Source organism: Rhizobium sp. WYCCWR 11128 (assembly GCF_013416305.1).
Classification (GTDB): domain Bacteria; phylum Pseudomonadota; class Alphaproteobacteria; order Rhizobiales; family Rhizobiaceae; genus Rhizobium; species Rhizobium indicum.
This window is the reverse complement of sequence record NZ_JACCEZ010000001.1, coordinates 372,576-398,810: the sequence shown is the minus strand read 5'-3', so window position 1 is coordinate 398,810 and position 26,235 is coordinate 372,576. Positions and strand designations below refer to the sequence as shown.

General features: G+C 62.1%; 24 protein-coding genes and 1 pseudogene. 7 read left to right on the top strand and 18 right to left on the bottom strand.

The features are described 5' to 3' along the window. Window positions 1–319: 319 nt before the first annotated feature. Window positions 320–721, bottom strand: a complete 402-nt coding sequence (locus HX898_RS01955) for a response regulator (protein ID WP_180193849.1) — start codon at window positions 719–721, stop codon at window positions 320–322. 10 nt (window positions 722–731) lie between these two features. Further along, window positions 732–2,477 carry an ATP-binding protein gene (locus HX898_RS01950; RefSeq protein ID WP_180193848.1) on the bottom strand — a complete coding sequence of 582 codons (1,746 nt, stop codon included), beginning with the start codon at window positions 2,475–2,477 and terminating at the stop codon, window positions 732–734. Window positions 2,478–2,557: 80 nt separating this feature from the next. On the opposite strand from HX898_RS01950, the pseudogene HX898_RS33080 reads away from it, so the two are divergent. Next, window positions 2,558–2,635: pseudogene (locus HX898_RS33080) on the top strand (GNAT family N-acetyltransferase); the annotation flags it as partial. A gap of 17 nt (window positions 2,636–2,652) precedes the next feature. Here HX898_RS33080 and HX898_RS01945 read toward each other — a convergent pair. The 5 genes from HX898_RS01945 to HX898_RS01925 form a co-directional block, all read right to left on the bottom strand. Then, entirely contained in the window at window positions 2,653–3,135 is a 483-nt protein-coding gene (locus HX898_RS01945) for a hypothetical protein (protein WP_180193847.1), read from the bottom strand. 264 nt (window positions 3,136–3,399) lie between these two features. Further along, complete coding sequence (locus tag HX898_RS01940) at window positions 3,400–4,314, bottom strand: esterase (protein ID WP_180193846.1); 915 nt, start codon at window positions 4,312–4,314, stop codon at window positions 3,400–3,402. A gap of 180 nt (window positions 4,315–4,494) precedes the next feature. After that, window positions 4,495–6,807: an autotransporter outer membrane beta-barrel domain-containing protein gene (locus tag HX898_RS01935; protein WP_180194345.1), complete on the bottom strand. Its 2,313-nt coding sequence runs from the start codon at window positions 6,805–6,807 to the stop codon at window positions 4,495–4,497. A 722-nt stretch (window positions 6,808–7,529) separates the two neighbouring features. Then, window positions 7,530–8,189, bottom strand: a complete 660-nt coding sequence (locus HX898_RS01930; protein WP_180193845.1) for a PQQ-binding-like beta-propeller repeat protein — start codon at window positions 8,187–8,189, stop codon at window positions 7,530–7,532. Window positions 8,190–8,243: 54 nt separating this feature from the next. After that, entirely contained in the window at window positions 8,244–9,464 is a 1,221-nt protein-coding gene (locus HX898_RS01925) for a helix-turn-helix domain-containing protein (protein WP_180193844.1), read from the bottom strand. Window positions 9,465–9,583: 119 nt separating this feature from the next. On the opposite strand from HX898_RS01925, the gene HX898_RS01920 reads away from it, so the two are divergent. Both HX898_RS01920 and HX898_RS01915 read left to right on the top strand, forming a co-directional pair. After that, complete coding sequence (locus tag HX898_RS01920) at window positions 9,584–10,381, top strand: DUF899 family protein (protein ID WP_180193843.1); 798 nt, start codon at window positions 9,584–9,586, stop codon at window positions 10,379–10,381. Window positions 10,382–10,386: 5 nt separating this feature from the next. Beyond that, on the top strand, window positions 10,387–10,749 hold the full coding sequence (locus HX898_RS01915; protein ID WP_180194344.1) for a hypothetical protein: 363 nt from the start codon (window positions 10,387–10,389) through the stop codon (window positions 10,747–10,749). Between the two features lie 106 nt (window positions 10,750–10,855). Here HX898_RS01915 and HX898_RS01910 read toward each other — a convergent pair whose 3' ends face one another. The 7 genes from HX898_RS01910 to HX898_RS01880 form a co-directional block, all read right to left on the bottom strand. After that, the gene (locus tag HX898_RS01910; RefSeq protein ID WP_180193842.1) at window positions 10,856–11,497 is read right to left on the bottom strand and encodes a metallophosphoesterase family protein; all 642 of its coding nucleotides are present in this window, start codon (window positions 11,495–11,497) and stop codon (window positions 10,856–10,858) included. Between the two features lie 152 nt (window positions 11,498–11,649). Then, on the bottom strand, window positions 11,650–12,483 hold the full coding sequence (locus HX898_RS01905; RefSeq protein ID WP_180193841.1) for an inositol monophosphatase: 834 nt from the start codon (window positions 12,481–12,483) through the stop codon (window positions 11,650–11,652). Next, window positions 12,480–13,310 (bottom strand): glycerophosphodiester phosphodiesterase family protein, encoded by an 831-nt coding sequence (locus HX898_RS01900; protein WP_180193840.1) that lies wholly within the window; start codon window positions 13,308–13,310, stop codon window positions 12,480–12,482. The genes HX898_RS01905 and HX898_RS01900 overlap by 4 nt, the downstream gene beginning before the upstream one ends. Further along, complete coding sequence (gene ugpC, locus HX898_RS01895; RefSeq protein ID WP_180193839.1) at window positions 13,307–14,428, bottom strand: sn-glycerol-3-phosphate ABC transporter ATP-binding protein UgpC; 1,122 nt, start codon at window positions 14,426–14,428, stop codon at window positions 13,307–13,309. The genes HX898_RS01900 and ugpC overlap by 4 nt, the downstream gene beginning before the upstream one ends. 2 nt (window positions 14,429–14,430) lie before the next feature. After that, entirely contained in the window at window positions 14,431–15,348 is a 918-nt protein-coding gene (locus HX898_RS01890; protein WP_138387263.1) for an ABC transporter permease subunit, read from the bottom strand. A 3-nt stretch (window positions 15,349–15,351) separates the two neighbouring features. After that, entirely contained in the window at window positions 15,352–16,242 is an 891-nt protein-coding gene (locus HX898_RS01885) for a sugar ABC transporter permease (protein WP_180193838.1), read from the bottom strand. Window positions 16,243–16,349: 107 nt separating this feature from the next. Then, on the bottom strand, window positions 16,350–17,657 hold the full coding sequence (locus HX898_RS01880) for an extracellular solute-binding protein (protein ID WP_180193837.1): 1,308 nt from the start codon (window positions 17,655–17,657) through the stop codon (window positions 16,350–16,352). Between the two features lie 207 nt (window positions 17,658–17,864). Between HX898_RS01880 and HX898_RS01875 the strand changes: the two genes are divergently transcribed. After that, window positions 17,865–19,016 (top strand): ROK family transcriptional regulator, encoded by a 1,152-nt coding sequence (locus tag HX898_RS01875; protein WP_138330650.1) that lies wholly within the window; start codon window positions 17,865–17,867, stop codon window positions 19,014–19,016. A 170-nt stretch (window positions 19,017–19,186) separates the two neighbouring features. After that, window positions 19,187–20,068: a transglutaminase-like domain-containing protein gene (locus HX898_RS01870; RefSeq protein ID WP_180193836.1), complete on the top strand. Its 882-nt coding sequence runs from the start codon at window positions 19,187–19,189 to the stop codon at window positions 20,066–20,068. Between the two features lie 58 nt (window positions 20,069–20,126). On the opposite strand, the gene HX898_RS01865 is transcribed toward HX898_RS01870, so the two are convergent. Then, a complete protein-coding gene (locus HX898_RS01865) occupies window positions 20,127–20,909 on the bottom strand; it encodes a class I SAM-dependent methyltransferase (RefSeq protein WP_180193835.1) in 783 nt (260 codons plus the stop codon). 223 nt (window positions 20,910–21,132) lie between these two features. Here HX898_RS01865 and HX898_RS01860 point away from each other — a divergent pair, with 223 nt between their 5' ends. Next, complete coding sequence (locus HX898_RS01860) at window positions 21,133–22,155, top strand: LLM class flavin-dependent oxidoreductase (protein ID WP_180193834.1); 1,023 nt, start codon at window positions 21,133–21,135, stop codon at window positions 22,153–22,155. Window positions 22,156–22,282: 127 nt separating this feature from the next. Here HX898_RS01860 and HX898_RS01855 read toward each other — a convergent pair whose 3' ends face one another. The 3 genes from HX898_RS01855 to HX898_RS01845 form a co-directional block, all read right to left on the bottom strand. After that, a complete protein-coding gene (locus HX898_RS01855) occupies window positions 22,283–22,732 on the bottom strand; it encodes a potassium channel family protein (protein WP_138330646.1) in 450 nt (149 codons plus the stop codon). After that, window positions 22,729–23,835 (bottom strand): AI-2E family transporter, encoded by a 1,107-nt coding sequence (locus tag HX898_RS01850; protein WP_180193833.1) that lies wholly within the window; start codon window positions 23,833–23,835, stop codon window positions 22,729–22,731. Before HX898_RS01850 ends, HX898_RS01855 begins: the two co-directional genes overlap by 4 nt. A 363-nt stretch (window positions 23,836–24,198) precedes the next feature. Beyond that, entirely contained in the window at window positions 24,199–25,023 is an 825-nt protein-coding gene (locus HX898_RS01845) for an AraC family transcriptional regulator (protein WP_180193832.1), read from the bottom strand. Between the two features lie 97 nt (window positions 25,024–25,120). On the opposite strand from HX898_RS01845, the gene HX898_RS01840 reads away from it, so the two are divergent. Then, window positions 25,121–26,044 (top strand): phytanoyl-CoA dioxygenase family protein, encoded by a 924-nt coding sequence (locus tag HX898_RS01840; RefSeq protein ID WP_138330643.1) that lies wholly within the window; start codon window positions 25,121–25,123, stop codon window positions 26,042–26,044. Window positions 26,045–26,235 lie beyond the last annotated feature (191 nt).

The following is a 26,235-nucleotide window of genomic DNA, read 5'->3' as shown; positions in this document are numbered from 1 at the left end:
GATGGGTGACATCAAACTCCACCGAAGCGTCAGTAAACGAAGCAACAGCAAGCAGCTGCACCCTCTTCTCCCCAGCGGGGAGAAGGTGGCCCGAAGGGTCGGATGAGGGGGCAGTACGGCACTCCCTCCAGTATACTATTGCTCTTCGCTTACGCTCACGTGCATTCGCTCCTGTCGTCGCTCACCCCTTCAACCGCCTGCCGGCACCTTCTCCCCGGCGGGGAGAAAAGATATGCGGCAGCGCCTCGCCCTTCCGGAAAGCGTCTTTTGCGGAAACGGAAGACATGTGCTTTCTTCCCTCGCCTTTGCCCAGCAACCATCAGAACGACCGGTGAACCGCCTTGTCGTTGGCAAGGCGCGTCACGCAGCCTTCGAGCTTGGCGAGCAGCAGATCGAAGTCGAGCGGTTTCGTCAGATAGTCCGCCGCTCCGCCGCGCAGGCCGGCAAGCGTATTTTCCCGATCGGTCAGCGCGGTCAGCAGGATGAAGGGAATGTTGGAAAGCTCCGGGTGATTGATCTGAATTTCGGCCAGAAGCTGGTGCCCGTCCATGACAGGCATCGAAATGTCGCTGATGACGATATCGGGCCATTTTGACAGGATTATTTCCAGTCCCTCGGCGCCGTTCGAGGCCTCGAGCGTCTTGTAGCCGGCTTCGCTCAATTCTTCGACGAGGAGGTTCCGGATCTCGACTTCGTCTTCTATGCACAGGACTGTAACCATGAGCTCTTCCTTAAGCTGCGACATGTTGATCCGACAATAGAAATTCTATTGGCAGAAGAATGGTGAATGTTGTGCCTTTGCCGAGCTCGCTCGTCACTTCGACGGTGCCGCCATGCAATTCGATGACCTGCTTGACGACATTGAGGCCGATGCCGGTTCCGGCAATGCCCGTGGCGCTGCGGGCGCGATAATAGGGTTGGAACAGCTTCGGTAGATCCTCCGCATCCATACCGATGCCGCTGTCGGAGATGGCGATCTCCACCGTCTTCTCGTCGACCCGGGCGCGAACATGAATGTCAGGCGCGTTGGGCGAATACTTAACGGCGTTCGAAATCAGGTTGGTGAAGACCTGTTCCATCGCGCTGCGGTCGAACGTCAATACATCCGGTATTGGCTCAAGATCGAGATGGAACACATGCGTGCGGCTGAGATGCCGCTGCCTGTCGCAGCAGCTGACGAGCAGGGTTTTCAGATCGCCTTCGCTGCGCTTCAGTGTGATCTGTCCGGTTTCGAGCCGCCCGCTGGCGAGGATGCTCTCCATCAGGTCGACCATGCGCACGACGGCGCTTCGGATCACGCCGGCTTTTTCGTGAACGTAATCACCGCTGACGTTGGTCGTCGAGCGGCAGAGCCGCTGGGCGGCAGCATCGATGATGGCGAGCGGCGTGCGAAACTCGTGCGAAGCCATGGCGACGAACTGGCGCTGGAGCGCATTCACCTGGCGTTCGTGCACCAGCAGGCGGTCCAGTTCCTCTCTCTGCCTTTCGATCTCGGCCGTTCGATCAGCCACCATCTCTTCCAGATGGTTGCGGTGATGGGTGAGCTGCGCCTGGCTGTCCAGCAGGGTCAGCGAGGTGCGATGCAGACCTCGCCCGAGCCAGCACACGACGGCGATCAGCAGCGCCAGGCAACCAAGCCCCGCCGGCGCGATCTGCCGAAGCAGCATGAATCCGGGCAGGATAGGCGGCCACACGAGGTAGCCGATCGTGCCGCCGTCATGGGACGACACAGGCACTTGCGCCCGTTCGTCCTCACTTTTCGAAGGCGCGAAATGCAGGCCTTCGAGCCGCGCATAATGGGCGATGCTTTCGGCAGCCTTTCCATCGAGGAACTTGACCGAGATGGCGATGAACTCCTGGCCCGGCTCGATCTGCATCCTGCCCGAGCTCGGCAGAATGGGACGCGCGCTTGCTATCGCCGGTCTGTTGCCGATCAGGATCGTCCGAACCGCGGCCAGTTGACCGAGCGCTTCGGCGCTGGGCTTTGCAGCCCGCTCGACGAGAACGGTGCGCATCTCACCGGCGAGAGCGGTCACGTCTCGGCCGTCGTCGTCACCGAGCCGCGGCGGCATGGCATCCGCGCCGTCGCGGAACGCAAACATCAGGCGATTGGTATCGTCGAAGATATAGGTCCTGTCGTGCCCGAAATACCGGCTCGTCCACCGGCCGACATTGTCGAGCAGCCATTCATGGTTCCGTTGCTTGGCATAAAGGAAGGCATCGTCCCATTTGGTGACGCTTTCCTGCTCCCGGGGAAGTGCCGCGATCTGCTCTTCCAATCCTTGACCGACGAAGTCGGCCTGCCGGCGCAGCGAGAGATCATCGACCTTCACCGCTGCGAGCCACGCAAATCCGCACAGCAACGCAGCCGCCGCGCAGGTGAGCGTCACCAGGACGAATGTGATGTGGGATGTGAGCCCGACCTTCAATACCTGCAACCTTTTGATGGCGCCCGATGCCGAGAAATTGACACGCAAAGGTTGACGGACCGTGAATTATGCGCTCCCGTGCGGGCCTGCGGCAGGTCTCCTATGGCAGTCGCGATCAGGAGAAGAGTATGGACGCCGCAGCACCGTCGGATATGTCAGGCATCAGGATCAAACCGATCGCTGCCGGCCACATCGATAGCTTTCATTGCTGTCGGTTTTACGCTCATCCGATCAAGTGAAGATTATCTAATGTGGTCTTTGTGGCGTGTATCGCTACTGAGATGATGAGAACCACATGATCGCGGTTCGCTGATTGATCCAAGGACAGCGTCAAGCTGTCCGGAACGTCCTTCCGAATGAATCTTTCTCTCGCCAGAAGTCGATCTGTCGTCACACTCACTGATGAGATCAAGCTATCTTTCTCAAGCAGAACAAAAAAGGGATCTTCGTCCGATGCTGGTGTCTTAGGCAATTGCGATTGACTCGTTGGGATTTGGAGAGCGTCAAACAGCGTCTTGAGCCTGTTATCTATGTCCGTATCGACAATGAGGCCACCAGCTTTGCCCGGTCGCAACATTAGAACGTCTATAGAGCAGTGGGTAAATGTCTCATCACTTACAAGTGGAACCCAACGGTAACCCCATTTGCCATTACGATCGGCGATCCACTGAAACTCAGGAACGGTTTTATGGTTCGCGTAGTCCATCCATTCATCTAGATTTCCGTCGACTCGCCAGAGCTCTCGGAATTGCTTGTGAAACTCACGGCGAATGTCGTGTTTGTGGGCTGGGCGCTTCGAATTATTACCCGAGGAATGCAACTCACCTTCATAAAACAACCTAAATCTCACTTAGCGCCCCTCCCATCCTATTCATCTTTCGTGAGGCACAACCACTGTGATTTCCTGTATCGACGAAACTGCCAGAGCGCATTTCGATATAGTTTAGGCCTCTTTCGCCCGACCACTCCCCTATCGGGCGAAAGCCTCGAACGGATTGTCGTGGGTCAGGCGCACCAGGGTGCCATCATCTATGCCCCGCCGTTTCAATTCGGGCAGCAAGACCGTGGAAAGATGCGTATACGGTTTGGGCGTCCCGCCCATCGGCAGCGCCGGATCGAACCAGCCGCGGTCATGGCTCAACAACAGGCGATTGCCGCAGCCCGCCTCCAGCGCCTTGATCACCAGCTCAGCCACCTCGTTGTCCCCGGCCCGGCCGACATGATCATACTCGATCCAGGCGCCTCGCTCGGCGACGGCGACGTTATAGGCGAAGTCCTTTTCCTCCTGCGTATGGATCGAGATAAACCTGTCGGCCCTGTAGCCCTCCGCCTCGATGACATCCAGCTGGTCCATCACGACCCGTCCCCTGATCGTATGACTGCCAATGACGGCGTCGGTCTGCGCCGCGGCCCGCGCGGCTGCCCGCAGGATTTTCGTCTCGAGCGCCGTCATGCCGTCATCGCCGGCACTGAGCTTGATCCAGCCCGCCTGGAACCCGGTCTCGTCGATCTGCTCCGTCAGCTCGCGAAGCATCCACGCCTCCAGCTCTTTCTCGGAAGCATGGCGGACCCATTCGGGAATCCAGGGCTCACGGTAATTGCCGGTGGGCACGACGATCGGAAAATCCGTCGCAATGGACACCGCAAGATCGATATCCGCACGGCGTCCGACGCCGCCCGTCGAGCATTCGACCAATGCCGTCACCCCGAGCTTCTTGATCCGCTCGATCTCGGGGGCCATCAGCCGAACGACGTCTTCTATCTCTGCTTCGGCATAACCGGGCTGGTCCGGCGTCCTGAGGTCGACGAAGACGTGCTCGTGCGGGAGGATCATCCCAAGTTCGGATTTGCTCTTAGGCCCGAGCGTCGTGCGCAGATATTTCAAAGTCTCTCCCCCCTACAGCCGCACCGGCTTTGCGTGCAGCCCTCGACCGACACCGAAGCGTCAACACTGCCGCGAAAGTAGATCGTTACATGATGAAATCAATTGCTCGCTCGATGGAAATTCTGACAACCTGACCCTTGATGTCGACTTCCGGCCTGGCGCCCTCCGGCAGCCATGCCGCTACCACTTCACGCTGAACCTGACCTTGGCGCCGAAGCTGTTGCTGTCGCCAAAGTCCTTGAGGCTGGTGCGGGCGAAGGCCTCGCCATAGGCCGCGTAACGGTCGTCCGCCCAGCTGAGTGAGCCGCCCATGCCAAGGCCGCCCCAGAGCGCCTGGTTCTCACTGATAAGCTTCGTCCCCGAGACATCGACATCCGAACCGTCGAGAAAGTCGTAGTAGAGATTGGCGATGCCGTAGAGCTTCGAGCGGCTGATCTTTCCGGAGGCACTCTTCCAGTCGCTGTCGTAATCGGCCGAGATGCCGAGGCGGCCGGTCAGGCTGTCGCCATCGTCAAGCGACGCGTCGGCGCCATAGGCATCGGTGAAGCTGTCGAAACGCACGGAGGAATAGGCAAGCTGCGCCTGCGGCGTCAGCGACCACTGGCTCGTCAGCGCAATCTTCTGGCCGGCTTCGACGCTGAGCCCATAGCCGAAGCCGTTGTTGTCGTCGGCAAGCGTGGTGTGAAGCGTCGAGGATTTGAGATCGCTGCTGTACCAGGTCACGCCAGCCTGCGTATCGATGTAGAAGCCGCTGTTGCCGTACCAGGTCAAGGTGCCGTCGAAGCCGTAGCCTGTGGTGTCGATGTCGCCCGTGCCGAAGCGCGAAGAGACGTCTGCGGAGGCCGTATCCACATGAAAGCTGAGCCCGCCGATCAGCACGCCCGCCCCGCTTCCGCGCAACATTCCGTCGACGCCCACCTGCAGCGTCCAGCTGTTGACGTCATATTCGGTGCCGGACGTCGAGGTTTCGGGCTCGAAATGCGAATGCGTCCCGTCGATGCGGGTCCAGATCGCCTTGCCCTGATCGTTGACCTCATCGTTCCCGGCGTCGGCAGCGGATTGACCATCGTCCGCCTCGCGCCCACCGGTGCGCTGGCGCAGCGTCCCGAACTCATTGAGGCTCTGCAGCACGCCGGCATAGGCCTCATAGAGCGGCACGGCAGGCGCATATAATGGCCCGGTCGAGGTGCCTGCGGCATCGAGAACGGCTGAACGCAGATACCAGTCGCCATCGGCAGGCGTGCTGACACCCCCTTGGTAAAGTCGATAGGCATAAGCCCCGCCGACCACGGCCTGGTCGCCTTCGAACACATAGTCGCCGAGGAGCGAGAAGGTGCCGGCCGACGTACCGGCGACATCGACGATTTTGATGCCTTCGACGGTTTGCGCGCCACCGCCTCCGAGGTTGGTCACCTTGACATCGGTGGTGCCTGATGTGTTGCCGGTGACGACGAGGCGGTCGGTCGCGGATGTATCGTTGCCGAGCACGCTCTCGATCTCCAGAGTGCCGCCGCTGCCAATATAGTTGCCCGATATCGTCAGCGTACCAATCGAATTGCCCGGCGCCAACACGCCGGCATTGGTCACATCGCCGAAGATCGTGCCGGTGCCGCCGAGAATACCGGCCCCCGTTGTCGTGACCGGGCTGGTGATCGAGCCGTTGACGGCGAGCCGGCCGCCGCTCACCGTCGTGGCGCCCGTATAGGTGTTGACGCCCAAAAGCGTTTGTCTGCCGCCGGTGACCGTCAGCCCGCCCGTGCCGGCGATGACGCCCGCGAACGTGTCGTTGGCATTGGCGATCGTCAGGGTTTGCGCCCCGATCTGCACGAGGCCGCTGCCGGCCAGGCTCTGGATGGTCGGGGCCGCTGCCCCCGAAACGTCAAGAGCGCCATCCGCGACAACCCGGCTGGAATTGGCGATGGCGCCGGCGCCGGAAAGGGCGAGGCTGCTGCCGAAGTCGATCTGCGTCTCGCCGGTATAGATGCTGTTCGCCAATAGGCTGAAGACGCCGCCACCGGTAACGGTCAGGCCGCCCACGCCGGTAAACCCCGACGCCGCGTCGGTTCCCACAGCAAAGCCGGCGGTATCAATCGTCAGCCCGCCGGACAGCAGATTGAGCTCGGTGCCGGAAAATAAGCTTATGAAGGCTGAGTTAGCGGCCGTCGCGCGCAAAATGCCATTGTCGAAATTGGCTTGGCTCACGCCAGGCCCGCCCCGCAAGGATAGGGTCTGCAATGTGCCGCCGCCGGTGATGTTGAGCGTGCCCGAAGATGCGGCGATGCCGCCGAGTACCGTATTGGCTCCCGCTGTGACCTGTCCGCCGTTCTCAATGTTGAGTGTGCCAGTACCCAAAAAACCCACATGAAAAGTCCCCGCGGGTATGTTCCACTGCGATCCCGGGCCGGTGACGGTGACGGTGCCTGTGGTTCCAGCCGCACTCGCGAGCCGCGACGAGCCCGTGCTTGTCAGGGTGCTACCATTCTGTATCGTCAGGACGCCGTGCGCTGGTCCGCCTTGGCCGACTTGTATTGCCCCCACCGAGACGCTGATCGGCCCAGTGACACCGAGGACGGTAGGCCCCTGGGACGGTACGCCAATTGTACTGATGTTAACGGTTGCACCGGCACCGGGAGCAACGCCGCCCGTCCAATTGCTCCCGTCAGTCCAGTCACTGCTTGTTGTTCCGGTCCAATTTTGGGCCGAGGCCGCCCCGGCGGATAGGGCCATAAGCACCACCCCACATACTGTCAGGAGGACAAGGTGCCGTCCTTTGAACTCCCGATGCTTTCCCGCGCTTCTTGAAATGGGCGTTGCGAGCGAACAGCCGAGGCTCAGTGCCGCGAAGCAGATCCGTGAAAGAAGCTTCTGTTTCCTGGTCCTGCGAAACACAGAGCTTGCCCGCATGATGCCGCCCCACAAAATGCTCTTAAAGATTGATTTAAAATAGGTTTTATCGAATCGGCAACTAAACCGCGATTAAAATTGACGAGTGTTAAGAAATCATGACGGCCTGGGCGCTAAAGCTGGCCACGAAGAAAAGCCGCAGATCGGTCACCCGACTGAAGGCAGCCGAAACATCGCAGCACTTTGCTTTCCTTGATGCGGCTGGCCCTCCCCCGCCCACGCCGCATCGATAACTCGCCTTCCATCCTTGCCTCTCCCGGCCCTTCGCATAGCTCAGGGCGTTCGGCCCTGTGATCGATCCACTGGATCGATCACTCCCGCTTTGCGGGACCAGGCACCAGCCCCGGCCGGCTGATCGCGCGGACCTTGCCGCTGGCGCCGCCACCGCAAAAGAAGCAGTCAGCGCCATCGGATTCGAGGCCGGAGACCCCGGTGCCCTCGGGCATCTCCAGCCGCTCCAGCACCTCGCCGGTTTCGGGGTCGATGCGTCTGACGTCGCTGTCATCGCCCTCCCAGGTGCCGTGCCAGAGCTGGCCGTCGACCCAGGTGACACCTGTCACGACGCGGTTGGATTCGATGGTGCGGAGGATCTTGCCGGTTTCCGGGTCGATCTGATGGATCCTGCGGCCGCGGTGCTGGCCGACCCAGAGCGAGCCTTCGGCCCAGGCAAGGCCGGAATCGCCGCCATTGCCGGGCGCCGGGATGGTGGAAACGATTCGTCCGGTCTTCGGGTCGATCTTGTGAATAACGTCCTCGGCGATCTGATAGAGGAACTCGCCATCGAAAGCCGTACCGGCATGGGACGCAACCTCAATCGAGCGCACCACCTCGCCACTTGCGGGATCGAGCGCGTTCAGCCTGTCGCCCGAGGCGAACCAGACATGCTCACCATCGAAGGTGACGCCGTTGACGCGCTCGGCGCCTGGAAAGGGTCCATATTCACGGATAATCGTCGCAGCCGACTTTTTCATCTCTTCCATCCTGTTTGCCCGTTGACCAGGGCCATCTTCATCAGTCAGGCCATACTAGTCGCTTGGCAAAGGTCCCGGGAGTAACAAGATCGTCGGGAAACCGGGCAGCGGCGGGCTCATCCAGCGCCGCGCCCGCCCGCGCCCGAAAGATTGCACCTTGCTCTCCTCCGCAAGTGAATCCAGCGCCCGCTGCACGGTGCGCGGGCTGGCGCCGAGCGCAATCGCCAGCGCCGAACTTGACCACGCCTCGCCATCGGCGAGAAAGGCGAGCACCGCCCCATGCTGGCCTTCGACCAGCGGCGCCAGCACGGCGGTCTCTCCGGCACGGCGCGGCGAGAGCGCAAAGCCGCGTTTCGTCGCCGAGACCTCGGCGAGCGCCAGCAGCTCGGCGCGCAGCCGGCCGATCTCGACGCGCAGCCGGGCACGGTGCGATTCATCGGCATGTTTGCCGCGGAAGGCACGCGCGATGAGTGTGCCGCGTGCCACATCCGCCGGCCAAGCTTCGGCAAGCGTCCGGGCGAGCGTGAAGAGCACCGGCCGCGTTGCCAGCGACACCGAAAGCTGATCGTCGCGCACGACATGGCGGCAGGCATCGACGACGAGCGTGCCAGAACCTAGCAGCTCTTCCACCTCCTCGAGCAGCAGCGGGCTTTCCCGCCAGCGCGAGATCAGCCGCGCCACGGGCGCGCTGAGCACGCCGGCAGCATTTTCCACCTCCGCCGTCAATACCGGCATACCGGCCTCGCGCGCCGCCTGCCTCGCCCGGTCAAGCGCCGCACGCGCCCCTTTCGTCTGCAGGCGCCGGATCGCTATACCCGCAACCACCAGCTCATGGGCAGCCCTTGCCGCCGGCGGCAGCGGCGTCGGGTCGAGTGTTTCGAGCGCCCGCTCGGCCTCGTCGAGCCGGCCGACCAGCACCAACCGGCGAAGCTCGACATTCCTGGCATGGGCGGCATTGACCCTGTCGCCATGCGCTTCGAGCACCTTGCGCGCCGCCTCCAGCGCTTTGGGCGGCCAGGTGAGATCGCGCGACACCAGCGCGATCTCGGCCTCGGCGACCACGCAGCGGGCCCGCGCCATCGCCTCCCTCGGACCGAAAGCACGCGCCGCACTCTTCAACAGCGCCTTGGCACGGACGAGATCGCCGAGCTGCGCCATCGCAATGCCGCGCAGCGCCAGCGCCGGCGCATCGTCGCGCAGCGCCACCCGCTTCAGCGCGCCGAGCGCATCGCCTGTTGCCAGCGCTCGCGCCGCCGCCGTGATCAGCGAGTCCATTCAAATCCCGTCACACTTGTCACTCCCACCATTTCCCCACCCGGCCTTAGATTTGTCGTCGACCGGCAAGCAAGCCTGCGCCGGATGCTACGACGAGAGACAGGCAAAGGAGAAGACCCATGACGGCACAGCTGAACGCAACACGCCAGCAGTGGCTGGCAGCAAGGCTCGATCTGCTCGAGGAGGAGAAGGAACTGACCCGGCAGAGCGACGCGCTGGCGATGAAGCGCCGGCAATTGCCGCGTGTCAGGATCGACAAGCAATATCGCTTCGACACCGACGACGGCAACGCCTCGTTGAAGGATCTCTTCGGCGACCGCTCGCAGCTTCTCGTCTATCACTTCATGTTCGGACCGGATTATAGCGCAGGATGCCCGTCCTGCTCCTCGATCGCCGACGGTTTCAACGGCGTCTTCGTCCATCTCGAAAACCACGATGTCGCCTTTTGGGCGGTCTCGCGCGCGCCGCTCGCAAAGCTCGAAGCGTTCAAGCGGCGGATGGACTGGAGCTTTCCCTGGGCCTCCTCCTTCGGCAGCGACTTCAACAGCAATTTCAGCGTCTGGTTCTCTGCCGAGCAGCAGCACCAGGGCGATGTAGACTATAATTACCGCCGCGAACCGCCGGCCCCCGAACCGCTCCCAGGCAGGACTGTCCAGGAGTGGCAGCCGCGCGACAGCGAGGCCCCGATCACCCAGATCGCCGCTATGACCGGCACCGACGTTCCCACCTATACTCGCGACCGCCCGGGTGTCAGCGCCTTCGAGCTTATCGACGGCGCCGTCTACCATAGCTATTCCAGCTATGCGCGCGGGCTGGACGGGCTCTGGGGCATGTACCAATGGCTCGACCGCGCACCGAAGAGCCGCAACGAAACCGGCATCTGGTGGCGCCACCACGACCGGTACGGCAAGGAGTGACGCCGATGCTGCTCTCCGCCCACACTCCAGAGCGAGGCGACGGAAACGCCGCTCTCAACGCCGCCGAATGGCTCTCGCTGGCTGCCGCCGCAGACGGATCAGCTGCTAAGCCGCGCAGTGGCATCGCTAGCCCGGGCGGCCGGATCGCCGCCCACACCGCCGACTGGCTATCACTCGCCGGCGCCCCGACATTCGGGGTCATGGCGCTGCTGACAGCCGCGACCGGCAGCGCCGACATGATCTGCATGACGACGCCGGATGCCTTCCCGATCGGCGGAATGGTGCCCATGTACCTGCTGATGAGCGGCTTCCACCTGGCGCCCTGGCTGCGGCTCGCCGCCGGCTGGCGACGCATAAGCCCCCGATAACGCTCCCCGACCGGTACCTCTTCTCCCCAGCCGGGAGAAGAGGGAGCAAGCCGCACTTCCGCTCAACCGCGTCCGGCCTTTTATCCCCTTACCAAAGCGACCAAGTTCATGCCCTCACCTCGATAAAGTCGATCGGCCCGCCGGCAACATCGTCGTCGAAGATCGCACAGGAAAGACTGCCGCCGAAGACGCAGCCGCTGTCGATGTTGGTGCGGTTTCCTGTCGTCACCGGGTTGGATAGCGACGGTGTATGGCCGTGGACCAAGTGCTTGCCCCAATAGTCACTGGACTCACCGGGAGGGAACCGTAGCCAGAGAAGATCGCGCTTGGTCTGCCGTTCCAGCGGAAATTCCGGAACAACGCCGGCATGGACAAAGATACGATATCGATCAACATGCATCAGGGGACGATCGGCAGCCCATTGCAAATGCTGAGGCAGAACCCTGCCGTCATAGGACATTTCCGTTTCAAGTCCGCCGTTGCTGATCCACACGTCTCTGCTGTCGCTGTCGGCATAGGCAGCGACCATCATGTCCTCATGATTGCCTTTCAGGCAGATCCATCTCCACGGGTCCGATGGACCGGCGATGATCCGGTCGAGGACACTTTTGCTGTCAGGCCCGCGATCAATATAGTCGCCAACGAAGACGACGGTCCCTTCAGACGCATAAGCCTCGATCCGATCGATCATCCTGTTCAGCGGATCGATGCAGCCATGGATATCGCCTATGGCAAACGTGTAGCGCATGTCTCATTTTTAGCTCTTGTTGGGGGACTTGGATACGATTTCCTGTGAGAACAGGAATGACGGAGATTGAGGGTGGCGCTCCCGCCGGACTACATGCCAGCGCACCGAAGCGCGCCGGCAGCAAGCCAGAGCGTCCTGCCGAAACGCAACCGCTATCTCCCCTCGACAAAGCTCCGGCGGATCGCCTCCCAGCTTGCCGAATCCGGCGCCAGCAGCAGCCGGCCCCTGGCCATCGCAGGACGATAGGCTTCGCCGCTGAGCAATGCCCCGTAGCCGCCAGCTTCGTGATGGATCAGCACGCCGGCGGCGTGGTCCCAGGGTTTGAGCTCGGCGTTGAGCGAAAAGCTCATAGCGCCTGTTGCCACCGCCCGGTATTCATAAGCCGAGCAGCGCCATGTGGTCGTGCGGGCAAAGTGCAGCATGCTCCGAGCGTAGGCCGGCTGCTCCTCGGCGGGGAACATATGCAGCGGCACAAAGCCGTGCATGTCACCGATTGGCGCCGGCGGGGCGACGCTGAGGCGGGTCTGCGTGCCATCGCGGGCGATGTGCCATGCGCCCTGCCCCGGCCGGGCGGCAAGGAAATCGCCGGTCACGGGATAGTGGATCAGCCCGGCCACCGTCTCGCCGCCCGAGACGATCGCCACGATCATGCCGAACAGCGGCACGCCATGGGCGAAATTCCAGGTGCCATCGACAGGATCGATGATGACAGCGAGATCGGCGTCGCCAAGCCGCGTCAGAATGGCGGGATTGGCGGAGACCGCTTCCTCGCCGACCAGCAATGCCTCGGGAAAGTGCGCGGACAGCGCTTCGGTGAGCCGCCGCTCGGCGCCGAGATCGGCATCGGTCACCAGATCGTCGGGCGCGGTCTTGGTGCGGATGCCCTCGGCGGTGACGCCGAGGAAGCGGGGCAGGATTTCCGCCTCCGCCGCCCGGCGCATATCCTCCATCACGGCGGAGAATATGTCGTCCGACACTTCCCTCATGCGCGGCGCGCCTCGATATAGGCCTTGAGCGCCGCCGGCTGGTCGGTCTGGATGACGCTGATGCCGGCCGCCATCATCCGCCCCCAGATCGCATTGGGATCTTCAAGGGCCGCGCTGTCGGTCAAGCCGCAGCAGGAGACCGGATCGAGCGTGTTGACCCAGAGCGAGATTCCGGCGTTGCGCAGACGCTCGTGCTGGCCGGCCAGCGTCTCAAGCTCATCGAACTTGGCTTCGCACATGAAGGGGCGCGCCGCGATGACTGCCTTGGCGGTCTCTTCGGCGCTCCCGACCCTGAAGAACGCCTGGCCCATGAACGGAATGCCGTCGATGCCGGGCTGCCTGGCGAGCCAAGCCAGCGCCTCCGGCGTGTCGGCGCGAGCCTTGAGATCGACCTGATCGGCCATGCCCATCTCTTTGACCTTGGCGGCGACGATGCCCATCATCTCGAGGTCCTTGAGATCGAGATCGACGAAGATGCGGCCACGCACGGTTTCGAGCACCTGTTCCAGCGTCGGAATGGTCTCACTCGTGAACGGCTGGTCCGGCCCGCCATCGGCCATGCGCAGCTTGAGGTTGGTGATCTCGGCGATCGTCATCTCCTCGGCGACGCGATCGATGCCGGCCATGCGCTCGAGCGTGTCGTCATGCAGGATGAACAGCACGCCGTCGGCGCTCTGCCGAATGTCCACCTCGACGATGTCATAGCCGCCGGCAATCGCATTCTCGATCGCGGCAAGGCTGTTTTCGGGAGCCTGATGCCACGCGCCGCGATGGGCGACGATGGCGCAGGAACGCGACGGGTCGGCAATATGGTCGATGTATTTCATGGGACTTCCTTTGAGTGCGCGCCGAGGGCGCCGGGTATGGCCCTGCCGCTTTCCGCATCGAAGAGATGCAGGCGGGTGGCAGGGAGATTGAGAGAGAGTTGGCTATGATCCGGTATTTCGACGCCGAAGGGTGTCGCGATCCTGACAACCGAGCCGCCGAGCTCGGCTGCCAGGATACAGTGTGAGCCGAGATCCTCGCGAAACCGCATAGCCGAGTTGACCACCTGTCCCTTGGCCGTGCCGCCGATGAGGATATCCTCGGGCCGAATGCCGAGCTGATAGGCGCCGGTAAGCCGCGCTTGCGCCACCACCTGCCCGTCGGCGAGCCTGAGCGCCGTGCCGTCGCCGGTGACCGGCAGGATGTTCATCGGCGGCGCGCCGATGAACTTCGCAACAAACACCGAGGCCGGATGGTGATAGATCGTCTTCGGCGTGTCGAACTGTTCGATCCGTCCCTTATTGAGGATGAGGATGCGGTCGGCCAGCGTCATCGCCTCCACCTGATCGTGGGTGACGAAGACGGTGGTGGCGCCGATGCGCCGGTGCAGTTCGGCCAGTTCGACGCGCATGTCGTGGCGCAGTTGCGCATCGAGGTTGGAAAGCGGCTCGTCGAACAGAAGCACGCCGGGTTCGCGCACGATGGCCCGGCCGATCGCGACGCGCTGGCGCTGGCCGCCGGAGAGATGCCCGGGCTTGCGGCCGAGATAATCGGAAAGGCCGAGCATCTTCGCCACCGCCCCGACCCGCTCGATGCGCTCGGCCTTCTGCATACCGGCGACCCTGAGGCTGTAGGCAATGTTGTCGAAGACGCTCATATGCGGATAGAGCGCATAGTTCTGGAACACCATGGCGCAGCCGCGATGTTTCGGTTCCAGATCCTGCACCTGCCGGCCGCCGATGACGATCGTGCCGCCGCTCACCCGTTCGAGGCCGGCGATCATCTGCAAAAGCGTGGACTTGCCGCAGCCCGAAGGCCCGAGCACGACGGTGAATTCGCCGGCCCTGAGCTCGACATCCATCGACGGGATGACGATGGTCTCGGCGTCATAGGCCTTGCTGACGCCTGAGAGCGTGATGTTGGCCGCGGCGGCGCGGATGGCCATGTCGATGGCGTTCATGGCTATTTCTCCGTGAGAACGAGGCCCTGGACGAGATAGCGCTGCAGGAGCGCGATCATCGCGAGCGGAATGATGGAAACGATAACGGTAGCGGCCATGATCATCGGGAAATCGGGGACTTCGCCGTCGGCATCGGGAACGAGCCGCGCAAGACCGACGACGGCCGTCTGCATATCAGGTGTCGAAGCGGCAACGAGCGGCCAGAGATATTGCGTCCAGCCGCTGAGGAAGGTGAGCACGAAAAGCGCGGCGAAGCTCGTTCGCGACAGCGGCAGCAGGATGTCGAACAGGAAGCGGATCGGCCCTGCACCATCCATGCGCGCCGCCTTGAAAAGGTCTTTCGGCAGGGTGAGGAAGAACTGGCGGAACAGGAAGGTGCCGGTGCCATGCGCCACAAGCGGCGCGACGAGGCCGAGATGCGTGTTCAGCACGCTCCATTCGAGCTTCACCGGCGCACCGAAGATATTTGCGATCAAATCATTGAGGCCGGTAACGTCAAGCAGAGCATTCAGCGGCGAAAACACGTTCGAGGCCACCTGATAGGTGGTGATGACGCGGATATCGAGCGGCAGCATGATGGTCGCGAGAATGAGCGCGAAGACAACGCCCGCCCAGCGAATGCGGAAATAGACGATCGCATAGGCCGACAGGAACGACAGGATGCAGGTGAAGATCGCAACGCTGAAGGCGGTCAGCATGCTGTTGACCATCTGGATCGGGATATGCGTCTCGGCAAAAACCCGCGCCATATTGGAAAAAAGCGCGGTGCCGGGATACCAGGCAAGCCCGTTGCGCAGCATGAATTCATAGGACTGCGAGGCGGTCGCAAGCGTCAGGTAGAGCGGCCCGAGAATATAGACGATGCCGACGACGAGGATGAAGCTGGCTGCGATGTTGAGGGAACGTGCGTTTTCGATCATGGGTCACCGCTCGTAATTGATGCGCCGGCCGAGGAAGAGGAACTGGGCGGCGGTGAGGAGGACGACGAAGACCATCAGGATCGCCGTCTGGGTCGAGGCGCCGGAAAGGTCGTAGCCTGTGAAGCCGTCGGTATAGATCTTGTAGACGAGCAAAGTCGTCGAGCCGCCTGGACCGCCCTTGGTGATCGTATCGATCAGCGCGAAGGCCGAGGTGACGCTCTCGGTGAACTCGAGCACCAGCGTCAGGAAGAGCTGCGGCATGATAAGAGGCAGCTGCACGTCGAAGACGCGCCGCCACGGCCCGGTCCCGTCCATCGCCGCTGCCTGGTGCATGGTCTTCGGGATCGATTGCAAGCCGGCGAGCAAGATGACGAAATTGAACGGGATGCCGCCCCAGACATGGGCTGCAATCAGCGTGATGAAGGCATCCGTGCCGTCGATGCCGGGCGCCCATATGCCGGGAAAAGCGCTGTTGAGCGGCGCCAGGATGCCGACGAAGGGATTGAAGATGAAGGCGAAGACGACGCCGATCGAAGCGCCCGCGACCCCCTTCGGCCAGATCAGCACGTTGCGCGCCGGCAGCGCCAGGCGGATCTTCCGATCGGCCGCGACCGCAAGGACCAGCGGAATCAGCACCGCCAGCGATGAGGCGGTCACCATGAAGATGACGGTACGCCAGCCGGCCTCCCAGAATTCGGGATCGGACAGCACACGGGCGAAATTATCCCAGCCGACGAACATCGAACCGCCGCCGAATGGGCGCTCCAGGAAGAACGACCAGTAAAAGGCCTGAAAAACAGGCACATAGAAGAACAGCGCGATCAGCAGCATCAGCGGCGCTACCAGGAGAAGCGGCAGCCAGCGGTGGTTGAAGAGCGAAGATTCCGACGTCATGGCAGCATCCTGGATTAGAAGAGCGGCACGGGGCGAGCCGAGAACGCCCCGTGCCTGACGCACGGGCGCTTCGAGCGCCCGTGCGTGGGGTTTGGATCAGCTCGCGATCAGGGCAGCTTCACGCCCTTGTAGGTCTGCTCGAAGCGGCGCAGCAGCTCGTCGCCGCGCTTCTTGGCATTGTCGAGCGCCACCTGCATGGTCTGCTGGCCGGCGAATGCCTTCTGGGTTTCTTCCATGAACACCTGGCGGAACTGCACGTAGAAGCCGAGGCGGATGCCGCGGGTATCGGGCGTGCGCGGCTGGTTCATCGATTCGATGCCGACGGCGGCCGTTGCATATTTCGGCGAGTTCGCTTCGCCGCTCTTGGCGATCGCATCCATCACGTCGTTGGTGACGGGCACGTAGCCGGTGGCGGCGGTTAGGAACATCTGCTGTTCGGGACGGCGCAGGAAATCGAGGAAGGCCTTGGCGCCTTCGACCTCGGCCTTGTCGTGGCCCTTCATGATGTAGATCGAGGCGCCGCCGACGAGCGTGTTGTGGCGCTCATGGCCCTGATACATCGGCGCCATGCCGACAGTGATCTGGTATTTGCCGTCGAAAGCCTTGGCGGACGCGGTGTAGGAGCCCGACGAATTCTCCATCATCGCGCATTCGCCGGTGTTAAAGGCGGCGGTGAAATTGCCGGCCTTGGTATCGGTCCCGAGCTTGACGAGACCTTCCTTGCGCCAGTCGACCAGGTTCTGGAGATGCTTGGCGGCAAAGGTGGTGTTGAAGACATATTCGGCGTCGAGGCCGTCATAGCCATTATGCTCGGAGGCGATCGGCAGACCGTGACGGGCCGAGAACTGTTCCAGCACGCGCCAGGTATCGCCGTCGGTGGTGAAGGGGCATTCATGGCCTGAAGCCTTCAGCTTGCGGGCGGCCTCGATGATCTCTTCCCAGGTCGTCGGCGTCTTGGTGACGCCGGCTTTCTCAAACTCGGTCTTGTTGGTGTAGAACAGCAGCGTCGAGGAATTGTAAGGCTGCGCGAAAAGCTTGCCGCCGGATGTTTCGTAATAGGCGCGCGCCCCGGCGATGTAATTGTCCCACTTGACCTCGGGCAGTACGTCCTGAACCGGGACGACGGCATCCGACAGCATCAGGTCGAGCGTGCCGGCATCGAAGAACTGAATGAGGACGGGATGGTTCTTTGCCCGGAAAGCGGCGATCGCCTTCTGCATCGACACTTCGTAGCTGCCCTGGCCGACGCAGGTGATGTGATGCGCAGATTGCTCGGCATTGAAAGCGGCGCACTGGTCCTGGATCGCCTTTTCGACGACGCCCGTATTGCCGTACCAGAATTCGATATTGGCGGCCTGCGCGGAACACGCGCCCGCCATCAGCGCGGCCGCAGCCGCGAGAATGGAAATCTTCATCTTGCCCTCGCCTGTTTTGATAGCCGGGTTCATGCCCAGCACCGTGACGGCGATTTACTACACACAGTGTGTAACAATTTGGTGACGCACACATGACACTTGTCGTGGAACGAGGCTGCTGCTATAGGATAAATGAGCTAAGTGGCCAGGAAGACAACAATAATTACTACACCTCGATGGTAATTTTTGACGAAGGAGGTGTTTGATATGGCCTATTTTCCGGAGCCGCTGATCGCGCCGCGCTTCCTGCGCGAAGGCGGCGGCGTCGTCTCCTCGAACGAGCGCGACCTGCTGAAGCTGATCTGGCGCAATCCCGGCCTTTCCCGGTCGGAAGTCACCGCCCACACCGATCTCACCCAGCAGTCCGTCTACCGCATCATCGACCAGCTGGAGGAGCGCGGCATCGTTTCCTTCGGCTCGCCGAAGCCCGGCGCCGGCCGCGGCCAGCCGAGCCCGACGCTTAGGCTCGACGGCCGCTACGCCTATTCCTGCGGCATCTCTGTCAACACCGATGTGATAGGCATCTGCCTGATGGATATATCGGGCAATGTGCTGGCCGAAAGCAGCATCGCCCTGCGCGAACGCACCATGGCCCAGGCGCTGGATCTCGTTCGCGAGCAGCTGATCGAGCACCAGAGGGCAAACAATCTTTCCGAAGAGGCCTTCTTCGGCATCGGCTTTGCCATTGCCGGCTTTCACGTCAGCGGCACCCGCTTCAATGCGCCCCTCCCACTGCATGAATGGTCGCTGATCGAGCTCGGCCCGCTGTTGTCGGAATTTTTCAACAAGCCGGTCTGGGTGCACAACGGCGCCAAGACGGGAGCCATCGCCGAATCCATGTTCGGTGTCGGCCGTTACATGAAGCACTTCGCCTATCTCAGCTTCAATTACGGCTTCGGCGGCGGCCTGATCACCAACGGCGAACTCCTGCATAACGGCATCGGCAATGCCGGCGAATTCTCGGGCATCTACGACGCCGAGGAAAACAAGCGCCGGCCGGCCTTGCAGTACCTGATCGAAAAACTCAACCGCAACGGCGTCGACGTTCCCTCGATCAGCTATATGCGCAAGCATTTCGATCGGAAATGGCCGGGAGTGACAGAGTGGGTTGATGAGGTGACGCCGGCCTATAACCGCCTCATCAATGCGATCTGGGCGATCTACGACCCACAGTCGATCATCTTCGGCGGCCAGGTCCCTTACGCCCTGGCGCAGATGCTGATAGACCGGACCGAGATCTACGACCGCCCCCGCTACGGCGTGCCGCGCCCACGCCCGAAGCTTGTGATCTCCGAAATCGCAAGCGACGCCTCGGCCATGGGTGCCGCTGTGACCCCGTTTAAATCGGCCTATTATTGAAGCCGCCGCGTCCTCGAGCCCGAAACCGACTCCCACTCAGCCGCTTACGGCAATTCCCTCTGCCTTTGCTTGAAGCTGCGCGATAAGGACCTCCCGTGCTTCGCTCGCGGGCCTCACGCATGGCCCGCGGGACCTTGCTCCGTTGGTCTGGTTTTATCATACTGCCCGGCATGAGCGGATATCAGAGCCCTGTCGATTTCTACACGCGCCCCGGCCCGATGACATCGGCCGGGCCGCATGCCCCCGCCCTTGCAGCGCTCAAGGGCGTCGAAACCGTTGCTGCGGCCGTGCACGGCACGCTGCTGCATGAAGCCTGGGCTCCGCGCTACAATCAGCCGCTCACCCCGGCGCGAAGGGCGCAGTCACACACGCGGCCGGCGCGAGAGATACTCGATACGATCATGGCGATCGATCCCGCCCCGCTCGACATTCCGCGCCCACCGGAGAAGCGCAGCATCGGCGTGTGCCGCCATTTCACCGTTCTCGCCTGCGCGGCACTCAAGGCCCAGGGCGTCCCGGCACGTGCCCGCTGCGGCTTCGGCATGTATTTCGAGGCCGGCAAGGGCATCGATCACTGGCTCGCCGAATATTGGGACGGAGAGCGCTGGGTGTCCGCGGATTTCCAGATCGACGATCTCCAGCGCGCCGCCTTGAAACTCGATTTCAATCCCCTCGACCAGCCGCCGGGCAAATTCCTCAGCGCCGGCGAAACCTGGCAGCGCTGTCGCGCCGGCGCCGCCGACCCCGGCAAATTCGGCATCTTCGACGAGTCCGGTTTCTGGTTCATTGCCATGAACCTCGTGCGCGACTTCGCCGCGCTCAACAACATGGAGATGCTTCCATGGGACAATTGGGGAGCTATGCCGCAGCCCGAGGAAGAAATATCTCCGGATGGCTTGGCGCGCTTCGATCGCCTCGCCGCGCTGACGATCGACGCAGACCAACGCTTCGGCGAGCTGCAGGCCCTCTATCAGGACGATGCCGGACTGCGCGTGCCGGCGCAGGTCTTCAACGGCGTGCGGCAGCAGATGGAGAATGTTGGCGGCGCGTGATCTTGAGATGGCTGAGATCGCCGCTTGTTCCCTTTGGTTCCCCTCTTCTCGTGTCTTCTCAGATCAGCTTGATTTCGCCCCAGACAATCCTGGTGCATACGACAAAGCTCAACCGATCATCATTCGAATAGGCGCGTAGCAATTCAGAGAGTTCCGTGTCGAAGGTCGCGATACGATCGCCAAGTTTCGAAGGTGCGAAGGTGTCGCGCGAATGCTGGCAGGAGACGAAATCCTCGACGCTCTGCTCGAAGGGATGCTCCGATATGAAGTCCTCGCTGCCATGCAGGTCAAGATAGCTCTGGTAGCTTCGCATGCCCTCGGACCATCTGCTGTGATCGAAAGGCTGGCCGGTCACCTCAGGAACCCACTTCCCCAGGAATGAATGCCAATCCGATAGCCACGCAGGCTCGAACGGGTCGTCGCCGGAAACCACCGCCATGACGTGACCTGGCGCGGCACTCGCCAGAAGATGCGGAAACAGCCTGGCATGATCCATCCAGTGAATACTGGCTGCTGCGACCGTCAGATCGAAGCGCTGGCCATCGGTCGGGAAATTCTCGGCGAAACTTTCTATCCAGCGGATATTCTCAGCGCCGCCACCCGGCAGCGATCTGCCCAGCACAATCATATGCGCGGAGGGATCGACCGCTGTGACACTCGCAAACGAACCTGACAGCGGGCGGGAGATTTTTCCCGGTCCGCAACCGATATCCAGCAGATGCTCCGACCGCGGAGCTATCGCCAGAAGCTTTCGAAAGACGGCATCGGGATAAGGCGGACGATACCGGTAATTTGCGACGACGTCGATTTCTTCGAATGAGGAGCCCCTGCGCTGGTCCATCAAAACTCCATGCTCACGCCGCAGCCGGCGGAGGCTGTAACACGCGTTTATGTCAGGGGGTTAGCGCGGCCGTAACAATCTCTCTGTCGGTTATAGCGGCGGATGGCAGGCCAATGCCGCAGAAGTGATACGCCGAACTCATCCGGTTCCGATTGTCTTTCGGGCCGAAATTGTGCGATGACCCATCGACCCCAGACACAACGGATCAAGGTGCGGCATCGGTATGAAGAAGATCGGTTTCCTCTCGTTCGGGCACTGGACGCCCTCGCCCCAATCGCAGACGCGCTCCGCCGGCGATGCGCTGCTGCAGTCGATCGAGCTTGCGGTGGCGGCCGAGGAGCTCGGGGCTGACGGGGCGTATTTTCGCGTGCATCATTTCGCCCGACAGCTGGCCGCACCCTTCCCGCTGCTATCCGCCGTCGGTGCCCGAACCAACCGGATCGAGATCGGCACCGCCGTCATCGACATGCGCTACGAGAACCCGCTTTATATGGCCGAGGATGCCGGTGCGGCCGACCTCATCGCCGGCGGCCGCCTGCAGCTCGGCATCAGCCGCGGTTCGCCCGAACAGGTGATCGATGGCTGGCGCCATTTCGGCTACGCCCCGCCCGAAGGCCAGAGCGAGGCCGACATGGCTCGCCACCATGCCGAAGTCTTCCTGGAGGTGCTGCGCGGCGAAGGATTTGCCAAGCCGAACCCACGGCCGATGTTTCCCAATCCGCCCGGCCTCTTGCGCCTCGAGCCGCATTCCGAGGGCCTGCGCGAGCGGATATGGTGGGGCGCGAGCTCGAATGCCACCGCCGTCTGGGCGGCCAAGCTCGGCATGAACCTGCAGAGTTCAACGTTAAAGGACGATGAGACGGGCGAGCCCTTCCACGTCCAGCAGGCCGACCAGATCCGGGCATACCGCGCGGCCTGGAAAGAAGCCAGCCACACGCGCCAGCCGCGCATCTCGGTCAGCCGCAGCATTTTTGCCCTCGTCGACGACCGCGACCGCGCCTATTTCGGCTACGGCAACGACGGTGAGGACAAGATCGGCTTCATCGATGAGAAGACCCGCGCAATCTTCGGTCGCAGCTATGCCGCCGAACCCGATGCCCTGATCAAACAGCTCGCCGAAGACGAGGCGATCGCCGAGGCCGACACGCTGCTGCTCACCGTCCCCAACCAGCTCGGCGTCGAATACAACGCCCATGTCATCGAAGCGATCCTGACCCACGTCGCGCCTGCGATGGGTTGGCGCTAATGTCCCGGGCAAGCCGTCTTCGTCGGCAAAGCTCCAGCACTCTAAAGCGCGTCGCGACGCGCTTTAGATCTTCGTTTATATGCATGTCGTTGTCCCAAAACCGCTGCACACTTTTAGGCGACATGCATTAGGGCTCATGCGCCGTTCGGTGTGCCGCGGCCAATTTCCCCGTGGCGTGCTGGATAGCCGAGAAAAACAGGGCCGTTGTGATCCCGAACATCATGAGCCCATTGGCTGCCTGCAGCGGCCCAAGCAGCCGGATACGGCCGTCAAGCACCACATCGCCATAACCAAGCGACGTGAAGGTGACGCCGGAAAAATACATGGCCGTCTCGAAGTCCTCGAAGGCGCCGAGCGCACGATATAAAAGCGCCCAGAAAACGACCTGGAAGATATTGCCCAGCATGAGCACGATCATCAGAACCGAGAATTGCAGGAAGATCCTTCGCCAGGGCTTTCGGCCCATCGGTTGCGTGCGCGCGTGAGCAAAATAACGCGCGGCCAGCACTGAAGCCAGTGCCTGCAGTGCGAGGCATATCGACATCGCAAGCAAGCCGAGGCTAATAACTGTAATCATGGGGCCGGACCTTCGATTCGGGGTCCGTCCTCGGCCGGGCGCTGATGCAGCCATTCCATCAGCAACACGAAGCCGACGGCCAGCAGCACGGGGCCAACAAATATACCGAGAAGGCCGTCGGCTATCATCCCTCCGATGACACCGATCAAAATGACCGGCATTGGCACGTCCGATCCACGGCCGAGCATCAAGGGTTTGAGCAAATTGTCGCTCAGCCCGGCGATCAAGGACCATATGGCGAAGATGATTGCCGGTGTTGTTGCCTCCGTGGCAAAGACATAGGCCATGACGGGCAGCGTCAGCAGCAGCGGCGGTATCTGCACGACTGCCAAGAGAAACGTGACGAGCGTTAGAGCGGCGGCCGCCGGAACACCAATCGCAAAGAAGCCAATGCCAACGAGCATCGACTGGATCACTGCCACGCCGACCACGCCGACCGCCACTCCCCGGATCGTTGTGGCAGTCAGATGGATGAGCCGGGCACCCCGCGCCTTACTGTTGGTGACGAGCTCCAGCAGACTGAGGGCAAAGGCCGCAGCACCCTTGGCATAGGCGACAAGCACGGCGGCGATCGCGATGGAAAGAACGAAGGATAGGCCACCGGCGGCGAGGCCTCCGGCGAAAGATGCGAGCCAGGCGGCAGGTTTGCTCAGCATCTGACCGTATTGACGGAGCGCCGAGGGCAGGTTGGCGGCAGTGAGCGACCAGCCCTCCGAGAGCTTCGCCCCGACCACCGGCAGGTCGGCAAGCCACGTGGGAGGCGGCGGAATTGTCAGGCTGTGGTTCTGCAAGCCGGAAACAAGCGAATAAATGGAAGATCCAAGCGATGTGACGACGACGAACATCGGCACCAGCACGACGGCAACGCCGACCATCCCGATGAGAAATGCCGACCAGCGATTGCCGATCCGGCCGGACAGGCGCAGATGCAAGGGATGAAGCATGACCGCCAGGATCACCGACCAAAGCAGAATGCCCATGAAGGGCAACATGACCCTGGCACAGACATAGACCAGAAGGGCGACAAGTCCCAATTGAACCGCAGCATGGACGATGGACGGTCTCGACGGCGCAAGATCGGCGTTCGATGCGCTGGACGTCATTTTCCCCTCCCCGCCCGGAGCTTCGCGAATGAGCGAAGCCGGACGTTCATGCATTGGACAACGAAACCACCCGGTATCGGACCTGCAATTGGTGGTGCGGCGAAATTTTCCCTACGCGATGAAAGATCGTCTCTAACGCCCCATTATCATACATGACTTCGTGAACACGGGATACGCCAGCCAAGCGTCTGGGGCAGCCGCCATCTTCGCGCTGGTCGACGACCGCGACCGCGCCCATTTCGGCACGGCAACGACGAGGGTGACAAGATCGGCTTCATCGACGAGAAAACTCATCGAAGCGAGCCTGACCCACATCGCCCCGGCGCTCGGCTGGCGCTGCACCCCGGCCACGGTTGTCGGCTCTCAAACCCGCGGATATCTCGCACGGAATTCGCGAGGGCTGCAGCCCTCACGTTCGTGAAAGACCCGCGAAAAATAAAACGGGTCATCCAGGCCGATCATGGCGGCCACCGTTTCGATCTTTTCGTCGGTGGTTGCCAGTAGTTGTTTGGCATGGTCCATGCGCACCCGAAGCTGAAATGCCTTGGGAGGCAGTCCGGTTTCGAGCGTGAACCGCCTGCGCAGCGTGGCCGGAGACATGCCGTGCTCGGCGGCAAAGGCTGCGAGGTCCAACGGTTGCATCGCCCGCCGCCGTAGCGTTTCCACGATGTTGGCCATATCTAGCCTTTCCTGGCGTCGATCAGCCGCGCCGCTTGCCTGTCTGGCGGCTGATATAACGATGCGATGCAGCATCAATGCCGCCGACGCCTGCCCGAGGTTGGTGTCGTCAAGCAGATCGGCATGAAGCTTGCCGAAGAGCCGCACCACCTCGTCGAGATGATGCAGGGCCACAACGGGATGTCGCTCCGCGATGATCCTCAGCCTCACGAAATCCCGCGTGAACGACCCTTCGAAAAGCGCCCAGCGCTCGTCCCAGCCGCCTTCGTCGGGGCCATAGGAATGCACGCGGTTGGGAAACAGCCAGAACAGTGCAGGTCCGGTCAGGCTCATGCGGCCGGTGGCGGCGGTATCCAGCCAACCCTGTCCCCGCTCCACCAGGACGACGGCGAAACTCGGTAGTTTCCGGTCCGTCACCGCACGGCGGGCATGCTGCCTGCCGCTGCCGGTGACTGCCAGTCCGCCGGCCGCACCGAGCGGCGTTCCATAGATGGCCTCGGCGCCTCTCATGGTGAGCGAAAAGTCCAGCTATAAATTTTCTCTATGTCGGTTGGCATGCCGGATCAGGTAATTGATGACGAGTCAACTCAAACGACGGAGGAGTGAAATGTCAATTGCTGCGGAGGTCATGCAAGCTCGCAAGATGGAATTTCCTCTTGCCGCAAATGGCAGAAGCTTGCCCGTGGAGCGGATCGGTTGGCTCGCGCCGACCGATCCCGGCATCGGCATCGACGCCATCCGCCGCCGCTACCAGGACGATGGCTATGTCTGGCTGAAAGGCCTTCTGCCGCGGGCCGATGTGATCGATTTCCGCCGCTGGGTCTTCGAACGCCTCGCCGAAACCGGGCTGGTCGAGCCTGGAAGCGATTTTTCGCTGGGCTTGGCGTCTGCCGGTGGCTTCGACAAAAGCCTGGCGGACAGGCGCCTGATGTCGCTCGTCCGCTCCGCCGCCTATGAAGGCTTCTGCGCGCAACCGCCACTCGCCCGCTTCATGGACGATTTCCTGCAGGGTATCTCCTATCTCCACAAGCGCAAGATCATGCGTTTCGTCCAGCCGGGATCGCCGACGGCCACACCCGCCCACTACGATCTCGTCTATCTCCGTGGCGGCACCAGCCGCCTGGTAACGGCCTGGATTCCGATCGGCGATATCCCCGCCGAGATGGGTGGCCTGGTCTACCTCGAAGGTTCGCACGCCCTGGGCGTCAAGATGGAAGCCGAGTTCAAGGCCACAAGCGGCGATCTTTCTGCGGAAGAGCGGATCAGCGCCTATAACCACCACATGGCCGAAGGCGGCTGGATCTCGAAGGACCTGCCCGATATGGCGGCGCGCTTCGACACCCGCTGGCTCGCCGCTGATTACGAGGCCGGCGACGTGGTGCTTCACTCGCCCTACATGATCCACGCCTCGACCACCAACCAGGACCGTAGCCGACGGCTGCGCCTCTCCACCGACATCAGATATCAGAATGTCGACGACGAAATCGACGTCCGATGGAACAACCATTGGAGTCTCGGCGATATGCTGTAGTCCGGCTTTCCAGGGCCCATCTTCAACCTGCGATCCGGTGCGATGGCTGCTATAGCAGGTTGATTGGCGAAGGGACGTCTACATAGAAGCGAAGCGTGGGGACCTTACTGCCGCGATGGGCGTTGATGGTCCGGGCCTTGAACGATCCCATGACTGCCCGACTTATTGATGTAGCCGAACCGCTCGAGTTG